The organism is Brachybacterium sp. AOP29-B2-41 (genome assembly GCF_052378395.1).
GTDB lineage: Bacteria > Actinomycetota > Actinomycetes > Actinomycetales > Dermabacteraceae > Brachybacterium.
The window spans coordinates 96,077-115,801 of the sequence record NZ_JBQSXR010000011.1 but is presented as its reverse complement, the minus strand read 5'-3'; the positions used below and the strand labels follow the sequence as shown (position 1 = coordinate 115,801).

Here is a 19,725-nt window from a genome sequence, read left to right as displayed (position 1 = left end):
CCGGCAGCTCCCGTTCGGGGACGGAGCCGGTGTTCTCGGTCGGCGTGTCGCGGTCGAGAGTGAGGGGCGGGGGAAGGGCGAGGGGAGCGAGGGGAGTCAGCCCTCCGTGATCGGCTCCTCGGGCAGGCGGGCGATCTCCCCCGAGTCCAGCCACTCCTCCGAGAGCGCCGGCAGGGTGCCGGTGGGGGTGGTGCGGTGCGGGCGGGTCATCGAGGCCGGGGACAGCAGTGCCTTCAGCCGGGTCTCGTCCAGGAGGCCTCGCTCGAGCACCAGATCGGCGACGGGACGGCCGGTGTCCAGGGCGGTGGCGGCCACATCGGTCGCGGCGGCGTAGCCGATCACCGGCACCAGCGCGGTGACCACGCCGATCGAGCGGCGCAGGTGGTCCTCCAGGATGTCCTCGTTCAGGGTGATGCCGGCGATGCAGCGATCGGCGAGCGTGTTCATCGCCCGGGTCATGATGCGCGTGGACTCGAGGATGTTGAACGCGATGACCGGCTCGAAGGCGTTCAGCTGCAGCTGCCCGCCCTCGGCGGCGAAGGCCACCGTGAGATCGTTGCCGATCACCTCGAAGGCGACCTGGTTGACGACCTCCGGGATCACCGGATTCACCTTGCCCGGCATGATCGAGCTGCCCGGCTGCACCGCGGGCAGATTGATCTCGTGGAAGCCGGCCCGCGGGCCCGAGGACAGCAGGCGCAGGTCGTTGCAGATCTTGGAGATCTTCACCGCGATGCGGCGCAGGATCCCGGAGAAGGTCACGAACGCGCCGGTGTCGCTGGTGGCCTCGACGAGGTCGATCGAGACCATGAAGTCGATGCCGGTCAGGGACGAGAGCTCCTCGGTGGCACGCTGCGCGTAACGCGGATCCGTGGTGATGCCGGTCCCGATCGCGGTGGCCCCGAGGTTGATCTCCTGGAACGCCGACGCGGTGCGGGTGAGTCGCTCGACGTCCTCCTCGATCGTGGTGGCCCAGGCGTTGAACTCCTGGCCCACGGTCATCGGGACCGCGTCCTGCATCTGGGTGCGACCCATCTTCAGGATCTCGGAGTACTCCGCGCCCTTGGTGCGGAGGGTGGAGATCAGATGCTCCATCGAGTCCACCAGAGCCGGGAACGTCAGCAGGATCGCCAGCCGCAGCGAGGTGGGGTACACGTCGTTCGTGGACTGGGAGAGGTTGACGTGGTTGTTCGGATGGAGGTGCTCGTACTCGCCCTTGGCGTGACCGAGGATCTCCAGCGCCCGGTTCGCGATCACCTCGTTCGCATTCATGTTGGTGCTCGTGCCGGCGCCGCCCTGGATCATGTCCACCACGAAGTGCTCGTGGAGCTCACCGCCGGCGATCTCGGAGCAGGCCTGCTCGATAGCGGCCGCTCGCTCGTCATCGAGCGCTCCGAGACCGTGATTCGCGCGGGCCGTGGCCCGTTTGACCTGGGCGAGTGCCTCGATCAGTCGGGGGAAGTGGCTCAGCGCCACATCGGTGATGTGGAAATTCTCCTGCGCACGCAGGGTCTGGACACCGTAGTAGGCATCGGCGGGCACTTCGCGATCGCCGAGCAGATCATGCTCCGTGCGGGTCGCAGTACCGGTCATCGCACCGGGGATGGTCATGTGAAGGAGTCCTCCAGGTCGCTCTGCGGTCGACGGCGCTGCCGACCACGGCCAGGGTAGCCGCGTCGGGGCCGACGCGAGGACCGTACGGCGTGGACCGTACGATGGGTCCGTGTCCGAGCGTCGTTCCCCCACCACCCTCGCCGCCGCCTTCCAGCGGCAGGCGGTGCTGACTCTTGCCCTGTGCGCACTGGGTGCGGTCGTGGCGATCGCCGTGCTCGCCTCCGTGCCGCTGGCCGGGCTGCTGCTGGCCGCGCTGCTGGGGGTGCTCGCCGTGCTGAGAGCGGTGCTTCCGGTGCGGGCGGTCGGGGCGCTCGCGGTCCGCTCCCGAGGGCTGGACGTGGTGGTGCTGCTGCTGCTCGCCATCTCCCTTGCCGTGCTGTCCGCCTCGCCCAACCTCTGAGCTCCGGCCTGACGCCACCTCTCCGCTGACGTCTCCGCTGACGCCAGCTCTCCGCTGACGTCACTGCGGTCCTCCTCGTTGACGGACGTGCTGCGCCGCGGCGCAGCAGCACCGCGCGGACCGGTCGGCGCGGTGAAGCGTCAGGCTGTGAGGCGTCAAGCGGCCCGCGGAGTGTTCCAGGTCCCGGCGCGTGTGGCACGATCGGTGGGTGCCCACCGACTCCACCCGGCTCCATGCCGTGTTCGACCTCGCCATGAGGATCGGCGAGGGCCTGCTCACCAACGGCGCCGCGGCCTCCGAGGTCACGGCGACCGTGCTGCGGGTGACCAGCTCCTCCTGTCTTCGCAACGTCTCGGTGCAGGTGACGTTCAACGAGGTGACGATCTCCTACCTGGCGGACGAATCCGCCACTCCCTTCACCAGGGTGCGCTCCGCGAGCGAACGGGTGCAGGACTTCGCCCGGCTGGCCGCCTTCGAGGACATCTCCCACGGCTACCTCTCCGGAGAGCTGCCGCTGGACGAGGCGCGCCGTCAGGCCTCCGCGATCCCGCAGCGCCAGCCTCTGTACCGCATCCCCCTGGTGGTCGCCGGCTTCGCCGTCATGGGCGGGGCCGCGGCGCTCTTCTTCGGAGCGGGCAGCCTCGTGGTGCTTGCGGCGACCCTCTCCGCCGGGCTGCTGATCGCGATCGGCGAGCTGTTGGCGCGATGGAACATCCCGCCCTTCTACAGCCAGGTGCTGGGGGGCTTCATCGCGGTGGGGGGCGCAGTGCTCGTGGCCCTGCTCGATGAGAGCGCGAGCCCTTCGACGGTGGTGATCTCCTGCATCATCGTGCAGCTGGCCGGGCTGAGCTCGATCAGCGCCGTCCAGGACGCGGTCACCGGCTGGTATGTCACCGCGGCCGGACGCATGCTCGAAGCGCTGATGCTCACCGTCGGCCTCGTGGCCGGGGTCCGCGGAGGCATGCTGCTCGCCGACCTGGTCGGCGCGGATATCTCGGTCAGCGCAGCCCTTCCCCTCACCCTCACCACAGCGGTGGTGGTGATCATCTCCGGGCTGGGCATGGGGCTCGGCTACGGGGTCGGCACGCAGGTGCCCGCCCGGCTGCTCTTGTTCGCGGCGCTGGTCGCTGGGAGCTCCGGGATCCTCGCGCATCTGCTGTCCGGCCTGCTGCTGGACCGCACCGTCGCCGTCGCCCTGGCGGCCTTCGGCACCGGCATGGTCTCCACGGCGCTCGCAGATCGGCTGCGCGCCCCGTCCCTCGCCTTCGTGATGGCCGGCGTGATCCCGCTGGTCCCCGGCAGCCTCATCTACCGCGGCCTGCTGGGGCTGGGCGATGATCTCGGCACCGGCGTCGCCGATCTGCTGGGAGCCGCCGAGATCGCGGTCTCGATCGCGGCCGGGGTGGTGCTGGGGCAGCTGCTCGCCTCGCGCCTGATGCCCTACATCCGCCGCACCGGGATCGCGTACACCCCGGCGATCTCCTCGCCGTTCACCACGCTGCGCCGCCGCCGCCTCTCTCTGGGCTCGCGCGGGCAGCGGCGTCGTCGTGGCGCGCCGGTGATCGAGCCGTCTACGATGACCGGCGAGATGACAGCGCTGTCCTCCACGATGTTCGAGGACCCGTCCTTCCTGGCGGATCTCGATCCGCCCTCGGACCTCGAGGACGGTTCGCGGCGGCGCACCGACCCCGAGGAGCCCTCGTGAGCACCACCGCCTTGAGCACCACCGCCGTGAGCGCCACCGCACAGATCGCCGTCGGCGGATATTCGCGCAGCGGCACGGGCCGCGGCCCGGGTCTGACCCTGCTGAAGCTCACCCTCGAGGATCCCCACGCCGTGCCTGCGGTGGAGCAGCTGGCGGTGGTGGATCTCGCCTCTCCCTCCTTCGTGCTCTGGAACGAGGACGGCACGCTGCTGTACGCGGTGCTCGAAGGGGACCCCACCCGGGTGGCCGCGGTGCGGGTGAGCGCCGACGGGTGCGCGGCGGAGGTGCTCGGAGAGCTTGCCGTGGACGGCTCCGGGGGCTGTCATCTGAGCTTCGGCACGGACCGGTCCACGCTGGTCATCGCGCAGTACGGGGCGGGCAGTGTCGTCACGGTGCGGCTGGATGCGGACGGCGTCCCCCTCGAGCAGATCGATCTGGACGACCATCACGACTACAGCGACGGAGAGGACCCGCATCCGCACCAGGTGGTCCCGCTGCCCGGTACCGAGGTGCTCGCAGTGCCGGATCTCGGCCTGGATCGGGTGCTGCTCTACCGCCAGGACGTGGAGGGAATGATCAACCTCAGCGGGGAGATCCCGCTGCGGCGGGGCAGCGGACCACGACATCTCGCCCCGGACCACGAATCGGAGCAGCTCTACATCGCCTGCGAGCTCTCGGGGATGGTCGCCACCGCATCCCGGGACGAGCCCGCACCGCAGCTCACCCGTGGTGCCGCCGGCCGGGACCCGCGGGCCGGACATCGCTGGAGCGTGCGCTCGATGACCCCGGCCAGCAGTCATGAGGGTCCCAATGCGCTCTCCCACATCGAGCTCGCGGCAGAGGAGTCGCTGCTGGTGGTGGCCAACCGGGGCCCGGACACGCTCTCCCTGCTCTCGCTGGCCATGATGCGGCCGCAGCTGGTGGCGGAGATCGAGGTCGGGGCGCATCCGCGGCACTTCACCCAGTGGGGCGAACTGATCCTGGTCGCCGCGCAGGAAGGGGACTGCATCGATGTGCTCAGGCGCGCGGGGGAGCGGCTCGAGGTGGTGGGGGAGCCGATCCCTGTTCCGTCGGCGGCGTGCCTCGCGGTGCGTCCCTGAACGTTGCTCCTCGGCTCTTGTCGAGATGACGGTTAGACTCTCGGACGCCGAGCCGGACAGGGCGCGCTTCCCGCTGCGCCGCCGGCTCCTCACCGCTTCGGAAGGAACCCCCATGATCTCTGCCGCTTCTCCCGCCGCCGCTGCGCGACTCGGAGCAGATCCGGCCGCGGTCGAGCTGTCCGCCGCCCCGGACCGCTCGGAGGCCGCGGATCACGCCGCACAGCTGTTCATCGAGTCCTTCGGCTACGAGCCCGACGGAGTGTGGTCCGCGCCCGGCCGGGTCAACATCATCGGCGAGCACGTCGACTACCAGGACGGGCTGTGCCTGCCGATGGCGATCTCGCACCGCTGCTTCGCGGCGGCGGCGCGCACCCCCACGGATCGGCTGCGGGTGCGCTCGGCGCAGGACGAGACGGTCCTGGACATCGATGCGCGTGCGCTCACGCCCGAGGCTGTCACCGGCTGGCCGGCCTATGTGGCGGGTGTGCTGTGGGCGCTGCGCTCCCGGATCTCGGGGGCCTCGACCCGCGGGATGGACATCATGATCGACGGTCAGGTGCCGCTGGGTGCCGGGCTCTCCAGCTCCGCGGCGCTCGAATGCGCCGCTGCCGAGGCCATCGAGGCGCTGCTGAGCCTCGGCACCGAGCCGCTGGACCGGGTGCGGGCTGCGATCACCGCCGAGACCGACTTCGCCGGGGCCTCCACCGGCGGTCTGGACCAGTCCGCCTCGGTGCTCTCACGCGAGGGGCATGCCCTCTTCCTAGACTGCCGTGACTTCTCCACCCGTCCGGTGCCGTGGGACCTCGCTTCGCAGGGCCTCGCCCTGCTGATCACGGACACCCGCGCCGAGCACTCCCATGTCGATGGCGAGTACACGGCACGCCGTGCGGACAGCGAGCGCGCGGCGCAGGCCCTGGGCGTGCCGACGCTGCGGGACGTCGACCCCGCACAGCTGGACGAGCAGCTCACCCGGATCGACGACGAGGTGGTGCGCCGTCGCGCCCATCACGTCATCACCGAGATCCAGCGGGTGCGGGAGTTCGACGCCCTGCTCGCCGCCGGCACCGTGCGCGAGCAGGTGACGGACCTCGGCGCCCTGCTGAACGCCTCGCACGACTCCCTGCGCGAGGACTACGAGGTGACCGTCCCGCAGCTCGACGTCGCGGTCGAGGCCGCGCGGGGGGCGGGTGCCCACGGTGCGCGGATGACAGGCGGCGGCTTCGGCGGCTCGACCATCGCTCTGGTCGAGGCGCAGCAGGCCCCGCAGGTCGCGGCGGCGATCGCTGCGGCATTCGCCGAGCATGGCTTCGACGCCCCGGAGTTCTTCCTGGCACTGCCCTCGGAAGGCGCCGGGCAGGACCGCTGACACGCCGGCCACGTCTGCAGACGCCGACTGCGACAGCCGAGGGGGACCAGATCCTGCTGGTGAGCACCGGATTCGACGAGGCCGCTGCGCTCGGCGTGCGGGTGATCTCCTTGCCGCGTCCGGAAGGGTGGAGCGGCAGGAACTGGCCGCTCTGAACGAGGCTGCTTCTCCCCGCTGACCGAGAACACCGTGCCCACCCTGGCCCCGTCGCCCCCGCTCTCACCGCGTCTGAGCAGGGCGCCTCGCCCGCGACCGCACCGCGTCGAGGATCCCGAGCACTCCCGAGGCCGTCAGGGCGAGGGAGCCCGCCACCCACAGGGCCGAGCCGATGAACGGTCGACCAACCACCATTCCTCCGGTCGGCCGATTGTTCGCCTCATCCCAGCCGTCCCACATCAACCGTGGGGGATCCAGGACGAGGGTCGCCGGCAGGATGACCAGCGTGAGAGCGGCGACGAAGGCGACGACCGCCCAGAGAGCCGGCCAGCGCGGGATCCACACCGTCGCGGCGGCGACCAGCACGATCGCCCAGATCGGGAGCATCAGGGGCAGGGAATCGGTGGTCCCCGGCTGGCCGGCGCTGGTCATGAGGAACGCGTCGAAATCAGGATCGCTGGAGACGCTGACGGGCACCACCAGGGTGATCACCAGGGCGGCGACCGCCACCAGCGGGAGCATCCTGCGCGGAGTTCTCATGCGCCGACCCTAGAACGTTGCCGGAGGGGAGGCCAGCCAGGCCCTCACCCCGCCCAACAGGCGCTCCTTCACCGCGACCGGCGCGGCCGAGATCCGGATCGAGGACGCAGCGAGGTCCGCGATCTCGGCGTCGTCGAAGCCGATCTCCCGCGCGGTCTCATACTGGTCCAGCAGGCGAGAGCCGAACAGCAGCGGGTCATCGGCGCCCAGGGCGATCTGGGCCCCGGCATCCACCAGGCGGCGCAGCGGAACGTCGGCCGCCTGTTCCACCACCCCCAGCGAGGCGTTGGAGGCGGGGCACACCTCCAGACCGATCCCGGCCTCGACCACCCGCTCCAGCAGAGCCGGGTCCTCTGCGGCGCGCACCCCGTGGCCCAGGCGGTGCGGGTGCAGATGCTCCACCACGTCCTCCAGATGCTCGGGTCCCAGCAGCTCCCCACCGTGCGGCACCGACATCAGCCCCGCGTCGCGAGCGATCCGGAAGGCCAGCGCGAAGTCTGCAGTGGTGCCGCGCCGCTCGTCATTGGAGAGACCGAAGCCGACCACCGGGCCGACGTGCCGCGCCGCCAGCCGGGCGAGGGTCCGCGCATCCAGGGGGTGACGGGTGCGGGAGGCGGCGATGACGATCCCGATGCTCACCCCCGTCTCCTGCTCGGAACGGGCGGCCTGGTCCAGCACGATCTCGATCGCCGGGGTCAGACCGCCGACGAAGGGCGCATAGCTGGTGGGGTCCACCTGCAGCTCGAGCCGCCCGGAACCCTCGGCAGCATCGTCCTCGGCCGCTTCGTGCAGGATCCGGCGCATGGCCGACTCGGAATCGACCACCGCCCGCGCCGCGTCGTACTGGCGCTGGAAGCGGAACCAGCCGCGGCGCGTGGGCTCGACCTGCAGCGCGACGTCGTCGGTGAGCGAGCGGGGCAGTCGGATGCCCCGCTCGTCCGCTAGCTCCAGGAGCGTCCGCTGGCGCATCGACCCCGTGAAATGCAGGTGCAGGTGCGCCTTGGGCAGTGCCGCGAGATCGCGGCCAGCACCATCGGCCGGACTCATCCGGCCAGGAGCGCTGCCACCCGGTCGATGCCCTCGGCGATGTCCTCATCGGCCAGGGCGTAGGAGAAGCGCAGGTGACCAGGGGCGCCGAAGGCCTCACCCGGCACCGCGGCGACCTCCGCCTCCTCGAGGATCACAGCCGCCAGCTCTGCCGAGGTGGTGATCTTCCGCCCGCGGATCTCGCGGCCGAGCACTCCGGAGACATCCGGGAACACGTAGAACGCGCCGGTGGGGGTGGGGACCGTGAACCCGGGTACCGCGGAGAGCTTCTCCACGATCAGGCGACGTCGACGATCGAACGCCTCGCGCATCTGCTCGACGGGCTCAGTGGGGCCGGTGAGCGCCGCCAGGGCCGCCCGCTGGGCGATGTTGTTGACGTGCGAGGTGAGGTGGGACTGCAGGTTGGTCGCCGCCTTGATGATGTCGGCCGGGCCGACCATCCAGCCCACCCGCCAGCCGGTCATCGCGAAGGACTTCGCCACCCCACCCAGCAGCACTGTGGTCTCGGCGAGCTCGGGCACCGCCTTGAGGACCGAGGTGAAGGGCATCTCGTCGTAGGTGAGGGACTGGTAGATCTCATCGGTGACCACCCAGATCCCGTGCTCGAGCGCCCAGCGCCCGATCTCGGTGACCTGCTCGGGGGTCAGCACCACCCCGGTGGGGTTCGAGGGGGAGCAGAGCACCAGGGCGCGTGTGCGCTCGGTGCGGGCCGCCTCGAGCTGGTCGACGGTCGGCACATAGTTCTGGTCCACCCTGGCCAGCACCGGCACCTCGACCGCGCCGGTCTGCCGGATCGCCTCGGGGTAGGTGGTCCAGTAGGGGGCCGGCAGCAGCACCTCGTCGCCCGGGTCCAGCAGGGTCGCGAAGGTCTGGAACACGGCCTGCTTGCCACCGTTGGTGACGAGCACCTGGGAGGGCTGGATCTCCAGACCGGTGGTGCCCGAGAACGCCTCGGCCAGCGCCTCGCGCAGCTCAGGGAGGCCCCCGGTGGCCGAATAGCGGTGATTGCGCGGATCCTGCGCCGCCTCGATCGCGGCGTCGACGATGTGCTGCGGGGTGGGGAAGTCCGGCTCGCCGGCACCGAAGCCGATCACCGGCCGACCGGCGGCCTTGAGCGCCTTCGCGGTCGCATCGACCGCAAGGGTCGCCGACGGCTGGATCGCTCCGACCCGCTGCGAGATGCGGGCGTGCTGAGGGGTGTGCGGGCTGGTCGCGGAGATGCTGGCATCGTCGTTGGTCACCCGCCTATCGTGGCAGAGCACGCGATCAGTCGCCAGGTCCGACCCCATTCGGACACGGGGGAATACGGCGGGGGAGAACGCTGGGGGACCGTTCCTGGAGCAGATGTGATGTGATCTGCTGCCAGCCGATTCGCACGAGGTCCCTGCGGCTTGTATGCTGGTCGCTGGTCAGAATCACGATGCTCCTCCGGGGGCAGTGCGAAGACCTCATGAGGCCTGGTCCTCGTGAAGGGCAGTGGCGCAATTGGTAGCGCAGCGGTCTCCAAAACCGCAGGTTGCAGGTTCGAGCCCTGTCTGCCCTGCCGGTCCGGTCGGGGTCACCCGACCGGATGCGGATGACCTCGACGAGATCGGACAGCCCAGACGTGAACTCCAGCCAGAACGCCCCGTCGACTCCCACCGGTGCCGACGCCCAGGGCTCCGGGTCGAAGAACCCGTTCCTGGCCATCGGTCTGTTCATCCGCCAGATCATCGCGGAGCTCCGGAAGGTGGTCGTCCCGACCCGTCGGGAGCTGGTCCTGTACTCGATCACGGTTCTGCTGTTCGTCGTCTTCATGATCCTTCTGATCTTCGGCCTCGACTCCGTGTTCAGCTGGCTCTCCAGGATCGCCTTCACGGTTCCCGACGTGTGAGCCGCGGGCTGGCCCGCACCACGCAACGCACCGTGACCGATCAGTTCCACGCCGCCAGGAAGGCAGGTACCCGCCGATGAGCGACCAGACCTCTACCCCCGAAGAGTCCTCCACCCCCGACGAGTCCTACCAGGGTGTCGACGACTCCCTCTCCTTCTCCGCCTCCTCGCAGCCGCAGACCGCAGCGCCCCAGGTGGACGCCGACGAGCAGCCCGCCGACGAGACCGTCGATGAGGCGCCGGAGGCCGACGACTCCGCAGCGGAGCAGGATCCCGAGACCCTCGGCGAGTCCGAGCCCGTCGAGGACTCGCAGGATGAGTCCTCCGAGCAGGGCGAGCCGACCGAGGGCGAGTCGGACTCCGCCGAGCAGCCGGAGGACGCCGAGCAGGCAGAATCCGCTGAGGAGTCCGAGGAGTCCGAGGAGCCCGAGGAGGAGGACCCGCTGGTGCAGCTCAAGATGCATCTGCGCTCCTCCTTCGGCGAGTGGTACGTCGTCCACTCCTACTCCGGTCACGAGAATCGCGTGAAGACCCAGCTGGCCACGCGTACCGAGACCCAGGACATGGAGGACTACATCTTCGAGGTCCAGGTCCCGATGGAGGACGCGACCGAGGTCAAGAACGGCCAGAAGAAGATCGTCCGCCGCGTGCGAGTGCCCGGCTACGTGCTGGTGCGCATGGATCTGACCACCGAGTCCTGGCGCGTCGTGCGCGACACCCCTGGTGTGACCGGGTTCGTGGGCAATGCGACCGACCCCACCCCGCTGAGCTTCGACGAGATCTACTCGCTGCTGGCGCCCTCCGTCGGACTGCCGGAGAAGAAGCGCTCCTCGGGTGGCACGCCGGCCAAGGCCGCCGCTGCGCAGAAGATGCCCGACTTCCACGTCGGAGAGTCCGTCACGGTCATGGACGGTCCCTTCGAGACCATGCCGGCCACGATCTCCGAGATCCACACCGAGTCCCAGAAGCTTCAGGTGCTGGTGTCCATCTTCGGTCGCGAGACCCCGGTCGAGCTCGGCTTCGACCAGGTCACCAAGATCTGAGCGGCGCGCGGCAGCTGCCGCGTCAGTACGACCAGGATCACTCTCGATACCGGTCGACGCCGCCGCGACGTGCAGGTAACGTCGCACCCCGGACCCTTTTCCGCTTGACTGCGGAGATGGGTCCAGCCGTGGGAGGAGCGCATGATGAGCTCCGCCCGGACCACACCACAGTAAGGAAGAGCAATGGCTCCCAAGAAGAAGATCGCGAGCGTCATCAAGCTCCAGATCCAGGCCGGCGCGGCCACCCCTGCGCCGCCCGTGGGTCCCGCGCTCGGCGCTGCCGGCGTGAACATGATGGAGTTCGTGAAGGCCTACAACGATCGCACCGCGGACATGCGCGGCAACATCGTCCCGGTCGAGATCACGGTCTACGAGGATCGCTCGTTCACCTTCATCACGAAGACCCCGCCGGCCGCTGAGCTCATCAAGAAGGCCGCTGGGCTTTCGAAGGGTTCCGCGACGCCGCACACCGACAAGGTCGGCAAGATCTCCCAGGCACAGGTCCGCGAAATCGCGGAGACCAAGATGCCTGATCTGAACGCGAACGACATCGAGGCCGCGGCGAAGATCGTCGCCGGCACCGCTCGTTCCATGGGCATCACGGTGGAGGGCTGACGACAATGGGTTTCCGTAGCAAGGCATACAAGAACGGTGCAGCGCTGATCGAAGAGGGTCGCGCCTACTCACCGCTGGACGCACTGCGTCTGGCCCAGAAGTCCTCCCCGGCCAAGTTCGATGCCTCCGTCGAGGTCTCGATGCGCCTGGGTGTCGACCCCCGCAAGGCAGACCAGATGGTGCGCGGCACCGTCAACCTGCCCAACGGCACCGGCAAGACCGCCCGCGTCATCGTCTTCGCGACCGGTGCGCAGGCTGACGCCGCCCGTGAGGCCGGCGCCGACGAGGTCGGCGACGACGAGCTGATCGAGAAGGTCGCCGGCGGCTGGACCGACTTCGACGCGGCCGTGGCCACGCCGAACCTGATGGGCAAGGTCGGCAAGCTGGGCCGCGTGCTCGGCCCCCGCGGCCTCATGCCGAACCCCAAGACCGGCACCGTCACCATGGACGTGACCAAGGCCGTGTCCGACATCAAGGGCGGCAAGATCGAGTTCCGCACCGACCGTGCGGCGAACCTGCACTACCTGGTCGGCAAGGTCTCCTTCTCCGACCAGCAGCTGGTCGAGAACTACGTCGCAGCGCTGGACGAGATCCTGCGTCTGAAGCCGTCCTCCTCCAAGGGCCGCTACATCACCAAGATCACCGTGTCCACCACCATGGGCCCGGGCATCCCGGTCGACGTGAACCGCACCCGCAACCTCCTCGAGGACACCGACGAGGCCTGATCCTCTCCGGTACACCTCGAAGGTGCACTCCGGCGCCCCGTCCACCAGCAGGTGGGCGGGGCGCCGTCGTCATGCACGGGGCGTTGGAATGTGACGACGCCCTGCCTGCCGCCGGCCGAGCCGCAGCGGCGCCCGACCGGCCCAGTCGCAGTTCCCCGCGACTGGCCCAGCCGCAGTTCCCGGCGATCGGCCCAGTCGCGGCCGCGCGCGATCGGCCCCTGTCGCGGGTTCCCCCACGACGCGCCGCGCGAGATCACCGATCTCTGCCGGAAACGGGGGAGATCGGTGATCTCGACGGCCTGAGAGCGGAGTGTCGCCATCTGCCATCTGCCATCTGTCATCTGCCCTCTGCCATCTGCTATCCGCGATTCGCTGTCGGCCATTGCGGCATCGACGGCCAGGGCGCGGACCGGGCGGGGGTGCGGATCGGGCAGGGGAGCGGACCGGCCCGGGATGTCGTCGCCGATGTGATGCAGAACGCGGCTCTCGCCATGGCGCGCGCGCGCGGGTCTGGTCTACTCTGGACCTACCGAAGACCGCCGGTTGTCGTGCTCGACCCCGAGAGCGACCGAAGAGATCCCGTCAGGGATGGCCTGCGCAGGTGAAGAAGCGACTTTCGCGAAGTCGCCCGTCCGGCCCCGGCTGGAGCCATTCGTGGCACGGGCACCCACCGCGTTCGAGGCCTCGACACTTGCGTGTCGAGGCCTTTCCTGTTCTCAGACTTCTTCACCCGGTGGCGAGAGACCTCTGGAAGGAGGGCCATGGCTAACCCCGAAAAGGTGGATGCCGTCTCGGAGATCGCGGAGCTTTTCCGCGAGTCCGATGCCGCTGTCATCACCGAGTATCGCGGGCTCAGCGTGGGTGACCTCAAGGAGCTTCGTCGCTCCCTGGGTTCCGAGACGACCTACGCCGTGGTGAAGAACACGCTCACGGAGATCGCCGCCCGCGAGGCCGGCATCACCGCTCTCGATGGCACGCTCAGCGGTCCTACCGCTATCGCCTTCATCAAGGGTGAGCCGGTGGGGCCTGCGAAGGCCCTGCGTGACTTCGCCAAGACCCACGACCAGCTCGTGATCAAGTCCGGCTTCTTCGAGGGCAATGTGCTCTCGCAGGAAGACGTCCAGAAGCTCGCGGACCTCGAGTCCCGCGAGGTCCTGCTGGCCAAGGCCGCTGGCGCTATGAAGGCGTCGATGGGCAAGGCCGCCGCAGTGTTTGCGGCGCCGCTGTCGAAGGCAGCACGCACCGTGGACGCGCTGCGGGCCAAGCAGGAGGCCTGAGGGGCCTGAGCCTCTCAGCTCTCCGCACCCACAGCCTCAGCGCTGTCCCCCGTGCCTCCTTCACAGGAAGCGCGGTCCGCAAGACCTGGCGCGAAAGCGCCGCCTCACACCGCAGGGACGCAGGTCCCGACCATAGGAAGGAACGCCACCATGGCAAAGCTCAGCAACGACGAGCTCATCGAAGCTTTCAAGGAAATGTCCCTCATCGAGCTCTCTGAGTTCGTGAAGCAGTTCGAGGACGTCTTCGACGTCACCGCTGCCGCCCCCGTGGCCGTCGCCGCTGCCGGTGGCGCCGCCGGTGGCGAGGCCGCTGCCGAGGAGGAGCAGACCGAGTTCGACGTCATCCTCGAGTCGGCCGGTTCCGCGAAGATCGCCGTCATCAAGGAGGTGCGCGCCCTCACCTCCCTCGGTCTGAAGGAGGCCAAGGCGCTCGTCGACGAGGCCCCCAAGGCTGTCCTCGAGGGTGTCAAGAAGGAAGACGCCGAGGCTGCCAAGGCCAAGCTCGAAGAGGCCGGCGCGTCCGCTTCCGTCAAGTGATCCGTGGCGTGCGCTCCGGCGCGCGCCTGATCTGACGGCAGTCGTACTGCTTCCGAAGGGCCGTCCCGCGATGCGGGGCGGCCCTTCTGCATGCCCGGAGACGCCCCGGGGCCGCGATGCCTGCCCGCTCCGGGGGCGCATCGGCGCACCGTCACCGTTTCGTGACTTCCGGATGCTGACGACCAGGTGAAAGTTCGCTGGATGCTCCATAGGCTGACCCCGCCTATGTCGTGAATCACCCGGGGGTTCCTGTGCCATTTCGGCCGCTTCGTCGTCTCGCCGCTCTGTCCGGCGCACTGCTGATCGGGACCCTCGGTCTCGGTATGAGTGCCGCGGTCGCGGCCCCTGAGGTGCCGACGCCACCGGCCGCACCCAGCCCGGTGGAGGGTGTCCCCAGCCTCCCGGACGACGTCACCTCGGATCCGGTGGACGTCGTGGTGCTGCTGAAGGGCGAGGACTCGACCCTCTCGATGTCCCAGGAGAGCTCGCGGCTGCAGGCTCAGCAGTCCCTGATCGACACCTGGTCCCAGCGGCACGGGCTCGTCATCGACCGACAGTTCGGCTACCTGGTCAACGGGTTCAGCGCCTCCGTGCCGGGGGACCGGCTCGCCGCTCTCTCGCTCGAGCCGGAGGTGTTCTCGGTCCGCCGGGAGCGGGTCTACGAGCGCACCGAGCACACCGCCCGCGATCTGCAGGGAGTGCCCGCGGCCTTCGATGCCCACGGCGTGGACGGCACCGGCATGGTCATCTCGATCATCGACTCCGGCCTGGACCCGAGCCACCCCGCCCTGCGACTCGACGACTGCGGCGCGGCCGCGATCTCGGAGATCAATCCGGCCGCCGAGGCCGGGTTCACCTGCAAGATCCCCGACGGCTACAACTACGCCGACGAGAGCTACGTGATCAAGGACGGCGTGGTCGACGCGCACGGCCAGCACGTCGGCGGCATCGCCGCGGCCAACGGCTCCGAGGGCGACCACCCCGGTGACTTCGTCGAGACCGGCGAGCTGGACGGCGCCGCGCCCAACGCGCAGCTGCTCGCGATGAAGGTGTTCTCGAACTCCGGCGGCGGTGCCACGGACTCGGACATCGTCGCCGCGATCGAGGACTCGGTGAAGCAGGGCGCCGACGTGATCAACATGTCGCTCGGCTCCTCCAACGGGCAGAAGAACGCCTCCGACGCGAGCTCGCTCGCGATCGAGTCCGCCCGTGACGCGGGGGTCGTCACGGTGATCGCCGCCGGCAACGACGGCCAGAACTTCTCGCCCAGCGGGGTCGCCGATGATCTCTACGGGCTCCATGACGACGGCACCGTCGGCGCGCCGGGCACCCTGGGTTCCGCGCTGACCGTCGCCTCTATCGACAACTCGGTCCTCACGCAGCTGATGGCGTACGTGAACGACGAGACCGAAGGCGTGCCCTACTCGCCCGCCACCGGGACCCTCGATGATCAGCCGCACCGCCTGGTCGACCTGGGCCTCGGCACCGCAGCGGACATCGACGGGGTGGATCTGGACGGCGCCTACGCGCTCATCTCCCGCGGCGAGATCTCTTTCACCGAGAAGTACGAGAACGCGATCACGGCCAACGCCGGCGGCGTGGTCGTCTTCAACACGGAGGAGGCGGCCTTCGGGATGGCGGGGGTGGAGAGCTTCACCCTGCCGGGCATCACCGTCAGCAACTCCGTCGGCCTCGAGCTGCAGGCCGCCATCGCGGCGGGGGAGACCACGCTGCGCATCACCGACGAGGTCGATGTGCGCGCCAGCGCGACCGCGCTGACCCCGTCGAGCTTCACCTCCTGGGGGTCGACCCCGACGCTCGACTTCGAGCCCGAGATCGCCGGCATCGGCGGCAATGTCTACTCGACCTACAACGACGGCACCTACGGCATGAACTCCGGCACCTCGATGGCGTCTCCGAACGTCGCCGGGATGACCGCGCTGGTGCTCCAGCATCTCGAGCAGACCCGCCCCGAGGTGACCGGCGCCGAACGGGTGGACCTCGCGAAGATCATGCTGATGAACACGGCGATGATCCCCGTCGAGGAGGGCTCCGACGTCCCGTCGGCCTCGCCGCGCCAGATCGGTGCAGGCCTCGCCCAGATTGATCGGGCACTGGGCTCCCAGGTCATCGCCACCGTCGAGGGTGAAGGCGCCGCCGCGCTGCGCGAGATCACCGGGCCCGCCACCTTCACCGTGACGCTGACCAACAGCGGGGACGCCGCCGCGGAGTTCACGCTCCCGAGCACCACCCTGCTGGCTGAGACCAATGGCGCCGGCGGCGCCACCACGGTGCGCAGCTCGAGCGGCTCCGTGGCCACGCCGAACACGGTGACCGTGCCCGCCGGTGGCACCGCGTCCGTCGAGGTCGCCGTCACCCCTGAGGCGGGTGCTGATCACTTCACCGGCGGCTGGGTGCAGTTCACCTCGAATGACGCCGACCAGCCGAACCTCTCCATCCCCTTCCTCGGCTTCGCCGGTGACTGGAATGCCGAGCCGATCGTGCTCCCCGTGGGCGAACCGCTCGAGGGCGTCGGCGTGCAGAGCGAGCTGATCACGATGTGGGGCGGCTCCACCCTGCCGCTCAGCAGCGACATCGGAGAGTTCTGGCTCTCGCCCAACGGTGACGGCGACATGGACACCATCGCGCCGAATCTGGTGACGATGCGCAATGCCTCCGACATCCGCTACAGCGTTCTGGACGCCTCGGGTGCGCAGGTGAAGGTCCTGGGGCAGGAGCAGGGGGTCTACCGGAACCTGCTCGGCGACTGGGGACTCGTCGCCGATCCGCGCGAGCTCCAGTGGACCGGGGCTGCCTTCGATGGCACCCTCTACGACCCGCAGGCGGTGGGCTACGCCGCGCTGCCGGATGGGCAGTACACCTACCGGGTCGAGGCCCGGCTCGGTGAGGAGCAGGACTGGCAGAGCACCGACTTCTCCTTCGGGATCGACGCCACCGCGCCCGAGGTCGACTTCGGTCCTTACGAGGCTGGGCTGCTCTCCTTCTCGGTCCTCGAGGACGGCTCCGGCATCCTCGCCCCGCCCACCGCGACCGGCGCCGCCGGCGAGGACATCCCGGTGACCGAGGCGCCTGACGGCACGTTCTCGATCGAGGTCGACCCGGAGTCGGTCCCGTTCGTCACCGTCTCGGTGCTCGATGCAGGCTTCAACCTGGGCGTCGGCACGAAGGTCTTCGAACCCTCGACGATGCTGATCGCCAACGCCTCCCAGCTCGAGCAGGGCGTCCTCGGCCCGCAGTCGCCGCTGGTGCAGGACGGATCGCTGCTGCTGAGCGGCTATGTCTCCTCCGACATCGTCGCCGTGCGTGTCGGTGACCAGACGGTGGAGACCCCCGAGGGGCGCTTCCGCCACGTGCTCCCGCTGGCCGAGGGCACGCAGGAGTTCCTCGTCGAGGGGCTCGGCGAGGATGGCACGGTGCTGCAGGAACGGACGCTCCCGGTCACCTTCGACTCGACCGCACCGGAGCTCACCATCACCGCGATGGAGACCGACGCGGAGGGACACGCCGTGGTCGGCGAGGACGGGACCCTCACGGTCGCCGGCACGGTCGCCGACGAGCGCGAGGGCGCCCAGCTCAGCGTCACCTCCGGTGAGATCACGGCGCAGATCGCCGAGGACGGCAGCTTCGAGATCACGGTCACTCCAGGCGAGATCGCAGCGGCCTTCACGCTCTCCGCCTCGGACGGCGTGAATACGAGCTCGGAGTCCTTCGCGATCTCCGGGCGGGCCCCTGCCGAGACTTGGGCGATGCCCGAGATCACCAACGCCGACTGCGTGCTCGAGCAGGCCGCATGCTTCGTGCCCGGCGACACCCCGGATACGCGTGCCGACGGCAGCGTCTTCACCCTCCGCGGCGAGTACCTGTCCGGGGGCACGATCACCTTGACCCCGGGCAGCCGCGTGGACGAGGACGGGAAGTACACCGACCCGGAGCCGATCACGGCCCAGATCGCGGAGGACGGCACCTTCGCCGCCGAGCTCCCGGTCACGACCGGTGAGAACCACTACCGCATGGTGATCGAGGACGCGGACGGCACCATCCGCTACGATCGCGGCGTCCGCCTGCACTTCGATGTCACGGCACCCACCCTGCAGATCGACGAACCCACCCTGGTGGGCGGGACCCTGTACACGAACACAGAGCAGGTGACCGTGGCCGGCACCGCGTCCGATGACGGCTGGGGCTACGGGCTCCGGCTGAACGACTCCACGGTCATCGAACGGTTCGACATCGGCAGCCCGGGGGAGCAGTCCAACCAGCGCGACTTCTCCACCGAGATCACCGTGGCCGATGGCGACACGCTGCTGGTCGAGTTCGTGGACTCCAACGGCAATGTGCTGTTGGGTCTGATCCCGGTCATCCTCGACCAGGACGTCACAAGGGTCGACATCGCGAACCTGGCCGACGGCGAAGTCATCGACGACGCCCGCGAGATCGAGGTCTCCGTCGCGGACGAGAACCTGGCTGGGATGCAGGTGCTGTTGGACGGTGAGGTGGTCTATGACGAGGCCACCGATCTCGCCACCGAGGAGCACGCCCTCGAAGACGCGCTGGTCGACCTGCGGGAGCTGCAGGGCGAAGACGCCGACGGCGCAGACGCTGAGGGTGCAGACACCGACGGCACAGATGGCGTCGACGAGGTCACGACCTTCGGCACCAGCACCCGTGCCGCGCAGACCGAGCTGAGCACCCAGGTGCCCACGGCCGACCTCGCAGAGGGGATCCACACCCTCACGGTGCTCGCCACCGACCTCGCCGGCAGCACGTCCACCTCAGAGCGGATCTTCCAGGTCGTCGCCGCCGAGCCCGAGCTGGGGATCAGCGGTCCCGAGACGGTGGAGCTGAGCATCCACCGCGAGCAGCTGGGCGACCAGGCCGCGCTGGCCCAGGCGGCGCTCGCGAGCTACCAGGTGACACTCGACGGTGACGCCGAGGCCGCCGCCGCGGCCGGATACAGCCTGCGGCTCGCGCCGGGGACCGTCCTGGCCGACGGAGAGCAAGCGGTGCGGGCCCTCGTGGTCGATGCGGCCGGTGACCCGGTCATGGGCGCTGGCGGCGAGGCGGTCGAGCTGGGGATCACCGTGACGGTGGCCCTGCAGCAGGTGACCCTCACCGCGGGTGAGGTGAGCGCCACGGCGACCTTCCGCAGCGATGACTCGCTGACGGCCACCATCGGTGATGCCGAGGGCGGCGAAGGCCGGGTGGTGACGCTCGCCAACGTCTACGGCTCCCTGGAGTCGGTCATCACCGTGCCTGGTGCAGAGGGCGAGCGGGTCCTGCAGCTGCTGGAGGACGGAACCCGCCTGCCGGTGACCTCCACCTGGGCGGACGGGATGCTGACCTTCTCCGGGCCCTCCCAGGCCTCGTACCTGATCCTGCCGGCCGAGGTACCCGGCGGCGGGACCGGCGGTGACGGGGGCGGTGATGACGGCAGCTCCGGCGGAGATGGCAACGGTGGCGATGCCGGCGCCGGAGGCGGATCTGGCAGCGGCGGGGGACAGGGCACCGCCACGGCTGACGGCGCCGGTAAGGGCTCGGGCGGTCCACTCGCCCGCACCGGCACCGAGATCCTCGTCCCGCTCGGGGCGGCGGCGGCGCTGCTGCTGGCCGGTGGGGGGCTGATCGCACTTCGCCGCCGAGGCTGAACACCACGGGCCCTGAGTCCCGGTCCTGAGCTCCGGCGCTGAAACACGGCTCCGAGCCGGAA

At 69.7% G+C, this 19,725-nt stretch carries 15 protein-coding genes and 1 tRNA gene; 12 read left to right on the top strand and 4 right to left on the bottom strand.

The window, feature by feature from the left end; genetic code table 11:
• Positions 1-96 precede the first annotated feature (96 nt).
• Positions 97-1,611, bottom strand: a complete 1,515-nt coding sequence (locus ACT3T9_RS12040; protein ID WP_444606677.1) for an aspartate ammonia-lyase — start codon at positions 1,609-1,611, stop codon at positions 97-99.
• A gap of 112 nt (positions 1,612-1,723) precedes the next feature.
• On the opposite strand from ACT3T9_RS12040, the gene ACT3T9_RS12035 reads away from it, so the two are divergent.
• The 4 genes from ACT3T9_RS12035 (at position 1,724) to galK (ending at position 6,185) form a co-directional block, all read left to right on the top strand.
• The gene (locus ACT3T9_RS12035; RefSeq protein ID WP_441446244.1) at positions 1,724-2,014 is read left to right on the top strand and encodes a DUF3017 domain-containing protein; all 291 of its coding nucleotides are present in this window, start codon (positions 1,724-1,726) and stop codon (positions 2,012-2,014) included.
• A 208-nt stretch (positions 2,015-2,222) separates the two neighbouring features.
• Positions 2,223-3,719: a threonine/serine ThrE exporter family protein gene (locus ACT3T9_RS12030; RefSeq protein ID WP_444606676.1), complete on the top strand. Its 1,497-nt coding sequence runs from the start codon at positions 2,223-2,225 to the stop codon at positions 3,717-3,719.
• Positions 3,716-4,819 (top strand): lactonase family protein, encoded by a 1,104-nt coding sequence (locus ACT3T9_RS12025; protein WP_444606675.1) that lies wholly within the window; start codon positions 3,716-3,718, stop codon positions 4,817-4,819. The genes ACT3T9_RS12030 and ACT3T9_RS12025 overlap by 4 nt, the downstream gene beginning before the upstream one ends.
• 112 nt (positions 4,820-4,931) lie before the next feature.
• Positions 4,932-6,185, top strand: a complete 1,254-nt coding sequence (gene galK, locus ACT3T9_RS12020) for a galactokinase (protein ID WP_444502122.1) — start codon at positions 4,932-4,934, stop codon at positions 6,183-6,185.
• A 219-nt stretch (positions 6,186-6,404) separates the two neighbouring features.
• On the opposite strand, the gene ACT3T9_RS12015 is transcribed toward galK, so the two are convergent.
• The 3 genes from ACT3T9_RS12015 to ACT3T9_RS12005 are packed head-to-tail and all read right to left on the bottom strand — an operon-like array spanning position 6,405 to position 9,169.
• Positions 6,405-6,881 carry a hypothetical protein gene (locus tag ACT3T9_RS12015; RefSeq protein WP_441446248.1) on the bottom strand — a complete coding sequence of 159 codons (477 nt, stop codon included), beginning with the start codon at positions 6,879-6,881 and terminating at the stop codon, positions 6,405-6,407.
• A gap of 9 nt (positions 6,882-6,890) precedes the next feature.
• Positions 6,891-7,928: an adenosine deaminase gene (locus tag ACT3T9_RS12010; RefSeq protein ID WP_444606674.1), complete on the bottom strand. Its 1,038-nt coding sequence runs from the start codon at positions 7,926-7,928 to the stop codon at positions 6,891-6,893.
• Positions 7,925-9,169: a pyridoxal phosphate-dependent aminotransferase gene (locus ACT3T9_RS12005; protein ID WP_444606673.1), complete on the bottom strand. Its 1,245-nt coding sequence runs from the start codon at positions 9,167-9,169 to the stop codon at positions 7,925-7,927. The genes ACT3T9_RS12010 and ACT3T9_RS12005 overlap by 4 nt, the downstream gene beginning before the upstream one ends.
• Positions 9,170-9,398: 229 nt before the next feature.
• Here ACT3T9_RS12005 and ACT3T9_RS12000 point away from each other — a divergent pair.
• The 8 genes from ACT3T9_RS12000 (at position 9,399) to ACT3T9_RS11965 (ending at position 19,663) form a co-directional block, all read left to right on the top strand.
• A tRNA-Trp gene (locus ACT3T9_RS12000) sits at positions 9,399-9,471 on the top strand.
• Between the two features lie 63 nt (positions 9,472-9,534).
• Positions 9,535-9,801 (top strand): preprotein translocase subunit SecE, encoded by a 267-nt coding sequence (gene secE, locus ACT3T9_RS11995; RefSeq protein ID WP_441446251.1) that lies wholly within the window; start codon positions 9,535-9,537, stop codon positions 9,799-9,801.
• A gap of 76 nt (positions 9,802-9,877) precedes the next feature.
• A complete protein-coding gene (gene nusG, locus ACT3T9_RS11990) occupies positions 9,878-10,843 on the top strand; it encodes a transcription termination/antitermination protein NusG (protein WP_444606672.1) in 966 nt (321 codons plus the stop codon).
• A 183-nt stretch (positions 10,844-11,026) separates the two neighbouring features.
• Positions 11,027-11,458, top strand: coding sequence for a 50S ribosomal protein L11 (gene rplK, locus ACT3T9_RS11985; RefSeq protein WP_441444666.1), 432 nt, complete (start codon positions 11,027-11,029; stop codon positions 11,456-11,458).
• Between the two features lie 5 nt (positions 11,459-11,463).
• A complete protein-coding gene (gene rplA, locus ACT3T9_RS11980) occupies positions 11,464-12,183 on the top strand; it encodes a 50S ribosomal protein L1 (RefSeq protein WP_441444667.1) in 720 nt (239 codons plus the stop codon).
• Between the two features lie 761 nt (positions 12,184-12,944).
• On the top strand, positions 12,945-13,460 hold the full coding sequence (gene rplJ / locus ACT3T9_RS11975; RefSeq protein WP_442331985.1) for a 50S ribosomal protein L10: 516 nt from the start codon (positions 12,945-12,947) through the stop codon (positions 13,458-13,460).
• A 150-nt stretch (positions 13,461-13,610) separates the two neighbouring features.
• The gene (gene rplL, locus ACT3T9_RS11970; RefSeq protein ID WP_441444669.1) at positions 13,611-13,997 is read left to right on the top strand and encodes a 50S ribosomal protein L7/L12; all 387 of its coding nucleotides are present in this window, start codon (positions 13,611-13,613) and stop codon (positions 13,995-13,997) included.
• 323 nt (positions 13,998-14,320) lie between these two features.
• The gene (locus ACT3T9_RS11965) at positions 14,321-19,663 is read left to right on the top strand and encodes a S8 family serine peptidase (RefSeq protein ID WP_444606671.1); all 5,343 of its coding nucleotides are present in this window, start codon (positions 14,321-14,323) and stop codon (positions 19,661-19,663) included.
• Positions 19,664-19,725: the final 62 nt, after the last annotated feature.